The organism is Paenimyroides ceti, from assembly GCF_030409925.1.
The window spans coordinates 1-13,311 of the sequence record NZ_JAUFQU010000005.1 but is presented as its reverse complement, the minus strand read 5'-3'; the positions used below and the strand labels follow the sequence as shown (position 1 = coordinate 13,311).

Sequence of the window (13,311 nt, the reverse complement as noted above, 5' to 3'; positions counted from 1 at the left end):
GGCACAACAGGTGGTTGATGGAATATCTGATGAAAATATCGAAAGAAGTTTTGCGCTGCTTCCAAAAGAAATTCCTGCAAAAACAAATGAAGAAATCAAAGAAATATTAAAAATACGCCGTTCCAAACTGGTAGCCTATGTTGGGGATTTTTATAAAGAATTATCAAAAACGATCATTCTGACCGGTACTGATAAAAAAGATACGTTTCTTATTGACAAGAATGATGATAATACGGTAAAAGTCACCTATATACGTTCTAAAAAGAATGGAGATGAAGTACAGTCAGTCAACACATACGATGCTAAAAACACGAGAGAAATATGGATTTACGGCTTGGATGACAACGACCATTTTATTGTAAAAGGAAAGAATAATGCGATAAAAATCAGATTGATTGGCGGCCCTAACAATGATATTTACGATATAAACGATACAAAAAATGTAAAAGTTTATGATTATGCTTCAAAAAACAATACTTATACTGATGCCCGAAAAAGCAATCTTTTTTTAAGCAATATGTACAATGTCAATCAATATGATTACCGCAAGGTACCTTTAAACATTTTGAGCGTATTGCCCAATGCAGGTTACAACCCTGATAATGGTTTAAAAATCGGATTTAACGCTACTTACACTGTAAACAATTTTGTTCAGAATCCGTATTCACAAAAACATCATCTGAAAGGTAATTTTGCTTTTGCTACAAACGGAATTGAATTGGGGTATGAAGGAGCCTTTAAAAATGCAACTAATAACTGGATGTTCACCATCAAAGCAGATTTGACAGATAGCAATTTTACTCAAAATTATTTTGGTATAGGTAATGAAACGGTTAACAATGATAAAGTATTGGGAAAAAATCATAACCGTGTGCGTATGGAAACGTATAAAGTAGAACCCGGTTATAAATATGAAGGCCGAAACGGAGGCAGTTTTGAAATTTCCGGTGGGGCAGAATCCATTAAGATAGAAGACACGAAACATCGCGAAATTGACACAGCTTACGCTCATAATGAAAATCTGTATAAGGCACAACAGTTTGGTTTTGGAAAACTACACTATACTTTTAAAAATTACAACAATAAAAGTTATCCTACTCTCGGCTTCGGCTTTGATTTGGAATACGGGTTTAAAGCGAATCTCAAAGAAGCAAATGTTAACCACAATTATATAGACAGCAGACTTAATTTTGTTGTTCCTCTCAATCAAAAGGAAAGCTTTGCATTTTCCTCTACCTTCCTTTCAAAAATAATTATGGGTAATACCTATGAATTTTATCAGGGAGCGGCCATTGGTGGCGCTAAAAGTTTGAGAGGTTTCAGAGAGCAACGGTTTATAGGTAAACAATCTTTTGTACACAGTTCGGATATCCGTTGGCATATAGGAGACATTCGTCAGGGAATTGTTCCAATGAAATATGGTATGCTGGCAGGATTTGATTATGGTAAAGTCTGGGCTGTAGAAAATTCGAATAAGTGGCACAATAGCTACGGAGCCGGAATATGGCTCAGTGCTATTGAAACCCTTACTTTTAATCTGAATTATTTCAGAAGCAGTGAAGACGATATCATTACTTTTGGTTTAGGGTTTGCCTTTTAAATCTGTAAGTGTAATACGATACAGCTTTCCACCTTCTTTCTTTTTAACCTCATCAGAAATCCATAGTGTTTGTTCATCTCTGAATACTATGGATTCTTTTTGTGAGGTATGATTCAAATCATACATCTGTATGTTTTTTTCAGTAAAAACGTCATTTTCAAAATCGCTTATCAGCCACACTCTGGAACTGGACAATAAAGCAATTGTTTTCCCATCAGGACTCAAGGCAGCATCGGTTATAGCACAATGGCGGTAGTGATTGCAGCTTTTGAGTGTCGCAATGCGTTTGGCTTCGAACTTTCCGGGCTTATTAGGTATTTTATATACATAAAATGTACCGTCAAATCCTTTACTTCTGTTTTTTGTAAAAACATAAAAGTACTCTTTATGTACAATAAAAGACTCCGCATCAAAAAATAGTTCCGTATTCTTGGGAGGAAATTTTTTCTGTTCCGGATAGAAAAAAGATGTGGTTTGCAGAACAGCAGCCTCTTTTTTTTGCAGATCTGAATTTGCAATTTTATAAATACTCAGATCCGTTCTTTCATTTTTATTATTGCCAAAATCACCAATATAAAAATCTCCTTTTTCATCTTTTGTCAGTGCTTCCCAATCGTGATTATGAACCTCTTTTATAAGAACCTGAGATTTGATTTCTCCGGTTGAGTCCAGTCCGAATAAAATATTTTTATTTCCGCTGTCTTCGAGTACAAAAAGTAAGTTACTATTGCTGTCATACATCATTCCCGAAACTTCTTTCAGTTCGTTTGGAAACGAATAAACCTCCTGCAGTTTTTTTTCTGTCTGACTCTTACAGGATAGAAGGGATAAAAAACATATTGTAATAATGCTATTTTTCATGCTGAAATTCTTTAAAGACAAATTATGTTTAAAAAACATCTATTTCTTGCTATAACCCGATGAGTTAGGGAAAAATCAAGTAATAAATATCAATTATATAACTACTAAAACAAGGGTTTATTATACCCGTAAAAACAATATAATATTATTTTTTGTCTTTCTACAAGTTACATTTTTAATTTCAGAAATGTCTTTTTTATTAAGAATACTTCAGTAATGCCTCATAAGGATCACCTGTCAAACCAAGAAGTAAGCAAAATGCCGGCTCTGTTTTATAGCCCTGCTTTTTTAAGTAGATTACCTTTTGCCTGAATGCTTCACCTTTTTGCTCTAAAATACGCTGCTCAACAAGCAAATGCCGGTAGGCATTCTGCTTCATTGTAGGGATAGTCTGTCCAAAAATTTCTATTTCAAAATGCTCCGTATAAAAAGAGCAAATAACGGTTTCTGCAATATCGGTTTTTCTGTTCCGAATTGTAAATCCATTATATTTTGAAAAATTTTTATACAGTATTTCTTCAAAATAGGCTGCATGCTGAAAACAGCAGATAATATCCAGATCACTGCTGTCAATATCAACAGCAATGGGTATGGTACCCGTGAGTATGGGATCATAGGCATTCAGTATTTCCATAATATTATTTTCGGTCAATACCTGATATGCCCTCTTTTGCTTTAACGAGCCTTCTTTTAAATAGTCAATAGTACAAAATTTACTGTTCAATTATATTCCATTTAAGTTTTAAATACTATCCTTTTTTCCAACGTCTTACTTAGCGTCTGATCCAGTCATAATCTATGAGATGTGCTAAATTATTGGTTTCATTTCGTTCTGCATTAGAACGCAAATAGCTTCCTTCTGTGGTAGTGACCAATTCAACCTCTTCCCCTACAATCCAAGCAGATACATTGTAATCCCAGATCCAGGTCGTAGCTCTGTTTTCTTTTATTCCCAAAAGTAAAATAGCTTCTGCTTTAGAGATTTTTTCTAAACGGGTTGCGGTATTTTTTTCAACATCTACCGTATGAAACCCATAGTGAGTAATCAATTTGTTGGAATCTGTCCAAATTCCTGAAATTCTGAATAATGCCATAATTAGTAATATTTAGTAGTAGTAAGTTATTTGACTGCAAAAAAGTGAGAATAGCCGGATAAAACAAGAGGTTTGGTAGAGAAATTTTGAACAGCTCATTCCTTTATTCTGCAATATCAAATCCAAACTTATGGAATTAAAGGATTTTTACAAAAAAAACTTAATTTTTATGAAAAAAAAATAATCTTCAAACTAATAATTTTCCTTATAGCATTTATAATAAACTTGCAATTTTCATAAAATAGCATTATTTTTCATAAAATATCTTTATTTTGCAATGCGCTTTATCAAACAAACATCAAATCTATGAGTACTATTTTAAGATTATTCGATATTCCTTACTATCAGCAGAAAAATTATCCGCTAAAGAAGTCTTTTGTAACTAAATATGGTAATCAGTGGGTTGCTACTTCTACGGATGAATACATTGATAAAGCAAATGCGGTCTCCAGAGCTCTCCATGCCATGGGAATAAGAAAAGGAGATAAAATAGCTGTGATCACTTCCGCAAACAGAACAGAGTGGCATATACTTGATATCGGGGCTCTTCAAATCGGGGCTGTAACTGTTCCCATATATCCGACTATTTCAGCTGAAGATTACGAATACATCATTAAACATTCTGAAAGTACTTATGTATTTGTTTCTGATAAAGAAATATTAGCAAAACTGGATAGCATTAAATTTAATATTCCAAAATTGCGCGGTATTTTTTCATTTGATGAAATTCCGGGTTGCGCTAACTGGAAAAAAAATACTTGAGGCCGGATACGAAGCAAGAAACCAACAGGAAATAGAACAAATTAAATATTACATAGATCCTAAAGAACTGGCTTCTATCATCTACACTTCAGGAACTACCGGAAGACCTAAAGGAGTTTTACTCACCCATGAAAACATTGTATCCAATATTTTAGGAAGTGAACCCAGAGTACCTTTTGAGAAAGGCAAATATATCAGTCTGAGTTTTTTACCATGTTGCCATATTTTTGAACGAATGATTCTATACCTCTATCAGTATTTAGGTGTTTCTATACACTTTGCAGAGTCAATTGAAAAAATAAGTGACAATTTACAGGAAGTAAAACCGGATGTAATGACGGTCGTACCAAGAGTGTTAGAAAAAGTATATGACAAAATTTATCATAAAGGAACCGAATTATCCGGCATTAAGAAAACACTTTTCTTTTGGGCACTTAAATTGGGGCATAAATTTGAGCCTTATGGTGCCAATGGCGGTTGGTATGAATTTAAACTAAAAATAGCCAGAAAATTAATATTCAGCAAATGGCACGCTGCACTCGGCGGTAATCTCAAGCTTTTAGTATCGGGGTCTGCCCTCTTCAACCACGCCTGGCAAGAGTATTTGGTGCAGCAGGAATTCCCGTTATGGAAGGTTACGGACTTACCGAAACATCACCGGTTATTGCAGTAAATGATCAGAGAAATCACGGCTGGAAGATTGGAACTGTTGGAAAAATATTGCATAATATAGAAGTAAAAATAGCCGATGACGGTGAAATTTTATGCAAAGGTCCGAGTATTGCACAAGGATATTATAAAGAACAAGAAAAAACAGCTGAGGCCTATATAGACGGATATTTTCATACCGGTGATATTGGAGAAATTGATACACAGGGCTTTTTAAAGATAACCGATCGCAAAAAGGAAATGTTTAAAACATCAGGAGGTAAATATGTTGCTCCGCAAATCATAGAAAATGCCATGAAGCAATCTCGTTTTATTGAGCAGATTATGGTAATTGGAGAAGGAGAAAGAATGCCCGCAGCACTCATACAGCCTAATTTTGAATTCCTTAAAGAATGGGCCAACAGAAAAGGTGTTAATCTTGGATTCTCCTATGATGAAGTTGTAAAAAACAATCTCGTAATCGAACGTATTCAGGAAGAAGTCAATGAAATCAATAAAAAGTTTGGAAATTGGGAACAAATCAAAAAATTTGAACTCACACCTGAAATATGGTCTATTGAAGGTACAGAACTTACACCGACTCTGAAATTGAAACGCAAAGTAATACTTGCTAAATATCAGAAACTATACGACAAAATCTATAAAAAATAAAAAAAGGTTGTTCAGTGATGAACAACCTTTTGATTATCTTAAAATCTGTATCCGGCTTTAATACCTGCCCTGAAGACAAAATTATCAAACTGTTTGTTATCTACATCGCCTTTACCTTTTACCTCCCATTTCCAGTTAAAACCTATTGAAGGATCTATACTAAAACTTTTACCGATGTTTATCTTATATCCTAAATCTCCGTTTATTAAACTCCAGTAACTATACTTTCCGTCAAATTTCCCTATAGGAGTATTCTCATTGAAACTTGTACTGGAATAGGTCAGAAATGACTGACTGTAGAATCCGGAATAAGTACCTTTTTTAAAATAAGTCCGTCTTCCCAGTTCAATGGCAAAACCAGTACCGTCAACATTGATCGGACCGTCTTTATATTTCAATCCTGTAGCCGATATATTAATCAAAGAAGAACCATTTCTTTTGTGATTCATAAATGCATTTTCCCATTCCATACTTACTCCCAACATACCCGGTTCAGAAGCACTCAGGTTTCCGGAAATTGTGATCCCTTCACGATTATTATTAACGCCATCCTGAGCAAAACCTACAGTTATACTTAATAGCAATGTCATAGTTAAAATACAGTTTTTCATAATTTTTTATTTTTTATCATTTATATACTTTCGGCATTTCAAAAGCTTTGCCAAACTTTTAATATAGTGGTAATCTTCTTATAATTATTTTATAATACATTAAAAATCATTTCATTACAAAAAGTCTTTTTTTATTTGTAAATTAGATAGTAATAAGAAAAGAATAAATTTAACAATCAATTATTATGCATGCATACTAATTTTTTTTATCTTTGAGATACATCAATAAAAGTTTATGAAAGATAAAACCATTGATTATATCCTGAAATCTACCTGGCAGGCAGTTTCAAGAATGTATAATGAAGAGGCTTCAAAGTATGGTGCCACCATGGCGTTGGGATATGCTCTTTTAAGCATCGATAAACAAAAAGGCACGCCATCAACAGCTTTAGGGCCTAACATGGGAATGGAACCCACAAGTCTGACAAGAACTTTGCGTTCGATGGAAGAAAAAGGTCTGATTGAACGAAGGAAAAATCCTAAAGACGGAAGAGGGGTAAATATTTATCTTACAAAATTAGGAAAAGAGAAGAGAGAATTATCAAAAGAGACGGTTCTTAAATTTAATAATTCTGTTCTGCAACATATCACAGAAGAGCAATTAAAAAATTTCATTGAAGTTTCAGACATCATTCAGGAACTCATTAGTGAAAAGAAAATATTTAAAAAGATTAAACAACCTATAGAATATGAAAAGAATTATCAAAAAAGTAGCCGTCATCGGTTCCGGAATTATGGGATCCGGTATTGCAAGCCACTTCGCCAACATAGGGGTTGAAGTTTTACTTCTCGATATTATCCCGAAAGAACCCAATGAGGCGGAACAAAAAAAGGGATTGACAATCGAGAATAAATCTGTTCGCAACAGATTGGTTAACGATAACCTTACAGCAGCCTTAAAATCAAGTCCTTCTCCCATATATCATCAAACGAAAGGAAATTTACGAATCCCATTACTTCTTCGTACCATTTTACCCAGTTATTCATCTGATTCCAACCAACATTACCTACCATGTGGTCAATATACTTCAAGCCAACAGGTTCTGGTTTATAGTCCGATTCCCATACCTTATATCCCGGTAAAAATACACCGTTGTAATTTTTGCGTTCTACAAACATATGTACTGTTTCACCATAAGTGTAAATTCCGGCACGGACAACTTCACCAAACTCGTCTTTTTCAACAGTTGGCTCCATAAAAGACTTTGCTCCTCTTTTAATCGTCTCTTCATAGGCAGAGCGTGCATCTTCAACCCAAAGCGCTGCTACTTTTACTCCATCTCCATGTTTTTTCACATGCTCACCAATAGGAGATTCACTATTTAAGGCTGTAGTCAATACAATTCGGATTTTGTCCTGTTTCAATACATAAGACGCTCTGTCTCTGATACCGGTTTCCAATCCTGCATACGCCAATGACTGAAAACCGAATGCAGTTTTGTAAAAGTGCGCTGCCTGTTTTGCATTTCCTACATAAAACTCAACATAATCTGTACCCAATAAAGGCAAGAAATCCTGAGCTCCTTCAAATATTTTCTCTAATCCGAATTCTACTGATTTTAAATTATTGTCCATTTTAATTTTTTTAAATTTTGTTGTTTTGTTGTACTATGATGAGCAGCTTAATCCAGCCATGACTGATAATACTTCTCATCAGCAATTTTCATTGCTTCTTCTGTAACCATTAAAGGCTTAAAGGTGTCCACCATTACAGCTAATTCTTGTGTGTCTTTAGCCCCAATACTTCTCTCTACAGCTCCCGGGTGTGGTCCGTGCGGAATACCAGCCGGATGCAGTGATATATGTCCTGGTCCTATATCATTTCTACTCATAAAATCACCGTCTACATAGTAAAGTACCTCATCTGAGTCAATATTACTGTGATTGTAGGGAGCCGGGATAGATTCCGGATGATAATCATATAGTCGCGGAACAAATGAACAGACAACAAAGGCATCTGTTTCAAAAGTTTGATGTACTGGTGGCGGTTGATGGATTCTTCCTGTAATCGGTTCGAAATCATGAATTGAAAAAGCATACGGATAGTTATAACCATCATAACCAATCACATCAAAAGGATGTGTTGCATATACCATATCAAAGATTTCATCCTGTTTTTTAACTTTTATTAAAAACTCACCTTTTTCATCATACGTTTCCAGTTTTTCCGGACGGCGGATGTCTCTCTCACAAAACGGAGAATGCTCTAACAATTGTCCGAACCAGTTTCTGTAACGTTTAGGGGTATAAATAGGTCTTCTCGATTCCACAATAAACAAACGATTATCTTCCGAATCAAAGTCTATCTTATAGATAATACCTCTTGGTATGAGAATATAATCACCGTATTTGAAATCAAGATTTCCTAACATTGTACGAACGACTCCTGTACCTCTGTGGATGAAGATCAATTCGTCAGCGTCGGTATTTTTATAAAAATATTCCTGTGTCTTACCGCTTGGAGCAGCCAAAACAATAGTACAATCACTATTGGTCAGTACCGCTTTTCTGCTTTCAAGATAATCAGCAACCGGATCTACCTGAAATCCGCGAAAACGGTATGACTGAATGTTATTTGCTTTTGCAATTTTAGGAGCTACACTATAAGAACCCTTGATTTCCTTTACCTGTGTAGGACGATGTTCATGATACATGTTAGTAGACATTCCATCAAATCCTATAGTTCCGAACAATTGTTCGTAATAGAGATCTCCGTTTGGTTTACGAAATATAGTATGTCTTTTCGGAGGGATATTTCCCAATTTATGATACATTGGCATAACGCTATTCTTTTAGTTTGTTTATAAAATACCTAATAAGCAGGTGCTTCTCATTCAGGATTTCTCTTGATGAGATATTTAAGATGTGATAAAAGTCCGTTCCAATTTTTCATATCTAACAAAAATATCTATTTTTTTTTCGACTAACAATAGATACCTGTTAATTTTAGAAGTTTTTGGGAATTAAAACCAAAAACCAACACTAAACCATGTGTAATGGTTTCTGGTATCGGGAGACCAGCTATGCTTAATTTCTATAGGTCCGATAATTGCCTGATATCCGTAACCGATGGCATAACCATTGAATTTTGGTTTTGAAATCCAGTCAGAGTATTGAAAAATATTGTTGCCTATCTGTGCATAATTAGCCGCTATGTTGAGATGATGTTTATTAAAAACCTCATAGTCCACTCTAAAAAGCACTTTTACATAGGAATCATCAAATACACTCAAAAAATCATATCCATAAAATTGTTTAACATTATAAACGGACTGAAAACCATATCCTCCAAAAAAGTACTGTAGAAAACTGGAAGATTCACTACCGATAGTAGCACCAATTTCTGCTTTTGCTTCAACACTAACTTTATCAAAAAAAGTTCTCACAGTTCCTAATTCTGCATTGATCTGTGAGAAATTCTTAAAATTTCCTGTATAATCTGATGAATGAAAGTAGTTTTTATATTCTGCATTAAATATTACACCTTTACGCGGAAAATATTTGTTATCATACGTGTCAAATACAATATTTCCGTAAGCAGATAAATAATGGCTTTTATCTATCCACGGCATATCAAAAATCAGATTTTTAATATCGACCTGATTGAATTTATGCTCCAATCCTACCGCGACAAGAAACTGATCTCTGTAAAATGTTTGAAAATAAAGACGGTTAGTAACATCTACAAGATCTAAACTCAGACTGTTAGGCAAAGTAGGCAGTTCTATAAAGTTGCTTGTGATCGGACGATTGATATTACGCGAAATCTTGTTGAGCTTAGACTGAAAACCAACGCTCCATCGATAACCATTATCTACATAATAATTTAAATTATAACGAAACTGATCACCAACTCCCAAATCAAGCGAAATAACATCATTTTTAAACAAGAGCTTTTTTTGAGTAACATTGACTAAAGCAGCACTTTTATAGAGGTTATCAAAGTGTAACCCAAATTTAAGATAGCGCTGGGTTTTTGCTTCTTTCAGGTTTAATTTCAAGACATCTCCGCCGTCTTCTTCAGCAAAACTGTATACAATACTGCTAAAGTTCTGGGTACCATTCATATTATTAATTCCTGTAGAGAAGTTATCAAATGTTAAGGTCGTATTTGGTGTAAACTTTAGCTTTCCATATACATAACTCGAAGTAAAGTTTTCCATTTCATTAATTTCTACCCTTGATATACACAGATCCCCTTTGTATTTTTCTCTGAAACTCGGAGGGTTGTTGATGTATTCCGGACTTCCCATTTTTTTGAACTCCTCAGTAAACGGAGCTGCTGCTTCGATTCCTTTTTTTATAATATCACTTCCTTCTCTAAAGGAAATCACAGAATATCCTTTGATATCGGGTTTTATGTATATATCTGTTTCCCGAATTTTACGACTCATATCCTGAACCATTGAAAAGTTCGAGATCTGCAATAAAATATCTGATGCTCCTCTGATATCTTCTCTGTTTTTTAGCCCATCCTGAACATCAACTCCAATAACAATCTCTGCTCCCATTTTGCGCAGTTCATCTATCGGATAGTTATTGGCCACCCCACCATCAATAAGCAATTTACCGTCTATTTCTACCGGGGAGTACAAGGAAGGAAATGCACCACTTGCCAATATACTTTGAGGTAGTATACCCTTATCCAGAATAACCTGCTTACCGGATTCTATATCTGTAGCAATACATAAAAACGGATAGCCAGTTTATTGAAATCTCTTTCATGCCTTACATGCAGTAACAGCCCTGAAAGTAAATTATAATTATACATTCCTTTTGATAACGCAGCAGGCATTCCTATTTTAAAATCATCAAAAGGAAGCTGAAGCGCATATATTTCATCATTTCTTTTTTCATAAAATGATTTCGATATTCTCGGAATATAATCCTGCAATAAGGCTTCAGTATCTACATTTTTAAAGATTGAATCAAGTTCACTGGCGGTATATCCTGAGGCGTATAAGCCTCCAATGATGGCCCCCATACTTGTACCCGCTATATAATCTACTTTTACGCCGTTTCTTCAAGTACTTTTAAAACTCCAATGTGCGCCAGCCCTTTCGCACCTCCGCCACTTAACACTACCCCTACTTTTTTTCGCTGATTTTCCTGTGCTTTTGCTACACTAAAACTCATTATCACGCATAAAAGAAAGGTAAGTGTTTTCATGTTTATTTATTTTTAAAGTATTCTACTACTTTTAATGTTTTCGATTTACCGATTACTTTTTCTATTTCTGTTTGCGGAGCCAGCTGTAATCTTTTTACAGATTTGAACTCAGCCAGTAATTTTTCCATTGTTTTATCACCTATTCCGGGAATCTGAGTAATGGTAGACTGGATGGCATTTTTACTGCGCTTATCTCTGTGAAAGGTAATACCAAATCTATGAGCCTCATTTCGCAGGTGTTGGATTATTTTTAATGTTTCTGATTTTTTATCAAGATATAACGGAACGGAATCACCCGGATAAAACAATTCTTCCAGACGTTTGGCAATACCTATTATGGCAATTTTACCCCTTAATCCTAAATCATCTAAACTTTTTAACGCAGAAGATAACTGTCCTTTACCCCCATCAATAATAATCAATTGTGGCAATGGCTGCTCTTCATCCAACAGCCTTTATATCTTCTGTACACCACTTCTTCCATAGAAGCAAAATCATTTGGACCTTCTACCGTTTTTATATTAAAATGACGATAATCCTTTTTACTCGGCTTTCCGTCTTTTAAATACAACACAGGCTGCTACCGGGTTTGTTCCCTGAATATTGGAATTATCAAAACATTCAATATGTCTGGGTTCAACTGACAAACGCAAATCCTTTTTCATTTGTGCCATAATCCGGTTCGTATGTCTGTCCGGATCTACAATTTTAATCTGTTTCAGCTGATCCAGTCGGTAATATTTTGCGTTTCTTTCTGATAAATCAAGCAATTGCTTTTTATCGCCCAACTTAGGAACTGTAATTGTAAATTCCGTTCCTAAATCTACCTCAAAAGGTACAATAATTTCCTTAGATAATAAATTAAATCTTTCCCGAAGTTCCACTATTGCCAATTGCAACAGATCGACATCTGCTTCATCTAACTTTTTCTTTAATTCAAGTGTATGAGAGCGAATGATCGCTCCGTGAGCAATCTGAAGAAAATTGACATACGCCATGCTTTCATCAGAAACAATAGAAAAGACATCTATATTCGTAATGCGCGGATTGACAACAGTTGATTTGGACTGATAGTTTTCAAGAATATCTATCTTCTCTTTAACTTTCTGAGCTTCCTCAAATTTCATATCCTGAGCAAAATGTGTCATTAATGCTTTAAACTCTTTAACATTTTCTTTAAAGTTCCCCCTTAAAATATTTTTTATTGCCTTGATCTTATTTTCATAAGAAGGAAGGAGTTCCAATTCTTCACACGGTCCTTCACAATTGCCAATATGATATTCCAGACATACCTTATATTTTCCTTTTCGTATATTTTCAAGGCTAAGATCATACGTACATGTTCGCAACGGATATAGTTCCTTTATTAGGTCTAATAGAATATGTGCTGTTTTTACACTCGTATAAGGACCGAAATAATCTGATCCGTCCTTAATCATACGCCGCGTTAAAAATACTCTGGGAAAAGGCTCGTTTTTAACACAAATCCAGGGATAGGTTTTGTCATCTTTGAGCAAAACATTGTACCTCGGCTGCAATCTTTTTATAAGGTTATTCTCTAATAGAAGCGCCTCGCTTTCGTTTGGCACTACAATGTGCTTTATCGCAACAATTTTACGAACCAGCACATTGGTTTTCCCATAATCATGTACCTTATTAAAATATGAATTGACTCTTTTCCGAAGATTTTTTGCTTTTCCAACATACAGGATTTTGCCGTCTTTATCAAAAAACTGATAAACACGGGTTGGTCAGGCAAGGTCTTTATTTGTAACTCTATCTGCGAAAATTGCGTCATTTTTTGTTCTTTAATACAACAAAGTTAGTTTTTATATAGCAATAAAAGATATCCGTTTCTTTGTTTTGATGAATATTTTATAAATTTAAAAAACTC

General features: G+C 34.7%; 9 protein-coding genes and 5 pseudogenes. 4 read left to right on the top strand and 10 right to left on the bottom strand.

Annotated features, from left to right (window positions below; all coding sequences use genetic code 11):
• The coding region (locus QW060_RS17605) for a ShlB/FhaC/HecB family hemolysin secretion/activation protein (protein WP_290364836.1) at nucleotides 1-1,600 on the top strand (1,600 nt) is incomplete at its 5' end.
• Here QW060_RS17605 and QW060_RS17600 read toward each other — a convergent pair.
• The 3 genes from QW060_RS17600 to QW060_RS17590 form a co-directional block, all read right to left on the bottom strand.
• Complete coding sequence (locus tag QW060_RS17600; protein ID WP_290363501.1) at nucleotides 1,583-2,461, bottom strand: hypothetical protein; 879 nt, start codon at nucleotides 2,459-2,461, stop codon at nucleotides 1,583-1,585. The two genes, QW060_RS17605 and QW060_RS17600, sit on opposite strands and share 18 nt — an antisense overlap.
• Nucleotides 2,462-2,660: 199 nt before the next feature.
• Nucleotides 2,661-3,185, bottom strand: a complete 525-nt coding sequence (locus QW060_RS17595; protein WP_290363502.1) for a DUF4269 domain-containing protein — start codon at nucleotides 3,183-3,185, stop codon at nucleotides 2,661-2,663.
• Between the two features lie 49 nt (nucleotides 3,186-3,234).
• On the bottom strand, nucleotides 3,235-3,555 hold the full coding sequence (locus tag QW060_RS17590) for a DUF3892 domain-containing protein (RefSeq protein WP_290363503.1): 321 nt from the start codon (nucleotides 3,553-3,555) through the stop codon (nucleotides 3,235-3,237).
• Between the two features lie 306 nt (nucleotides 3,556-3,861).
• Between QW060_RS17590 and QW060_RS17585 the strand changes: the two are divergent.
• Nucleotides 3,862-5,637: pseudogene (locus tag QW060_RS17585) on the top strand (AMP-dependent synthetase/ligase).
• 38 nt (nucleotides 5,638-5,675) lie between these two features.
• Here QW060_RS17585 and QW060_RS17580 read toward each other — a convergent pair.
• A complete protein-coding gene (locus QW060_RS17580; RefSeq protein WP_290363505.1) occupies nucleotides 5,676-6,248 on the bottom strand; it encodes a hypothetical protein in 573 nt (190 codons plus the stop codon).
• Between the two features lie 235 nt (nucleotides 6,249-6,483).
• Here QW060_RS17580 and QW060_RS17575 point away from each other — a divergent pair.
• A pseudogene (locus QW060_RS17575) lies at nucleotides 6,484-6,924 on the top strand (MarR family winged helix-turn-helix transcriptional regulator); the annotation flags it as partial.
• A 13-nt stretch (nucleotides 6,925-6,937) separates the two neighbouring features.
• Nucleotides 6,938-7,177: pseudogene (locus QW060_RS17570) on the top strand (3-hydroxyacyl-CoA dehydrogenase NAD-binding domain-containing protein); the annotation flags it as partial.
• On the opposite strand, the pseudogene QW060_RS17565 reads toward QW060_RS17570, so the two are convergent.
• From QW060_RS17565 to uvrC, 6 genes and pseudogenes are all read right to left on the bottom strand, one after another.
• A pseudogene (locus QW060_RS17565) lies at nucleotides 7,170-7,823 on the bottom strand (4-hydroxyphenylpyruvate dioxygenase family protein); the annotation flags it as partial. The pseudogenes QW060_RS17570 and QW060_RS17565 sit on opposite strands and share 8 nt — an antisense overlap.
• A 47-nt stretch (nucleotides 7,824-7,870) precedes the next feature.
• Nucleotides 7,871-9,028 (bottom strand): homogentisate 1,2-dioxygenase, encoded by a 1,158-nt coding sequence (locus QW060_RS17560; protein WP_290361726.1) that lies wholly within the window; start codon nucleotides 9,026-9,028, stop codon nucleotides 7,871-7,873.
• A 183-nt stretch (nucleotides 9,029-9,211) separates the two neighbouring features.
• Nucleotides 9,212-10,867 (bottom strand): patatin-like phospholipase family protein, encoded by a 1,656-nt coding sequence (locus tag QW060_RS17555; RefSeq protein ID WP_290364835.1) that lies wholly within the window; start codon nucleotides 10,865-10,867, stop codon nucleotides 9,212-9,214.
• A gap of 50 nt (nucleotides 10,868-10,917) precedes the next feature.
• Entirely contained in the window at nucleotides 10,918-11,232 is a 315-nt protein-coding gene (locus QW060_RS17550; protein WP_290364834.1) for a hypothetical protein, read from the bottom strand.
• Between the two features lie 26 nt (nucleotides 11,233-11,258).
• Nucleotides 11,259-11,417: a hypothetical protein gene (locus QW060_RS17545; RefSeq protein ID WP_290364833.1), complete on the bottom strand. Its 159-nt coding sequence runs from the start codon at nucleotides 11,415-11,417 to the stop codon at nucleotides 11,259-11,261.
• A 2-nt stretch (nucleotides 11,418-11,419) separates the two neighbouring features.
• Nucleotides 11,420-13,215 (bottom strand): annotated as a pseudogene (gene uvrC, locus QW060_RS17540) (excinuclease ABC subunit UvrC).
• Between the last annotated feature and the right edge of the window lie 96 nt (nucleotides 13,216-13,311).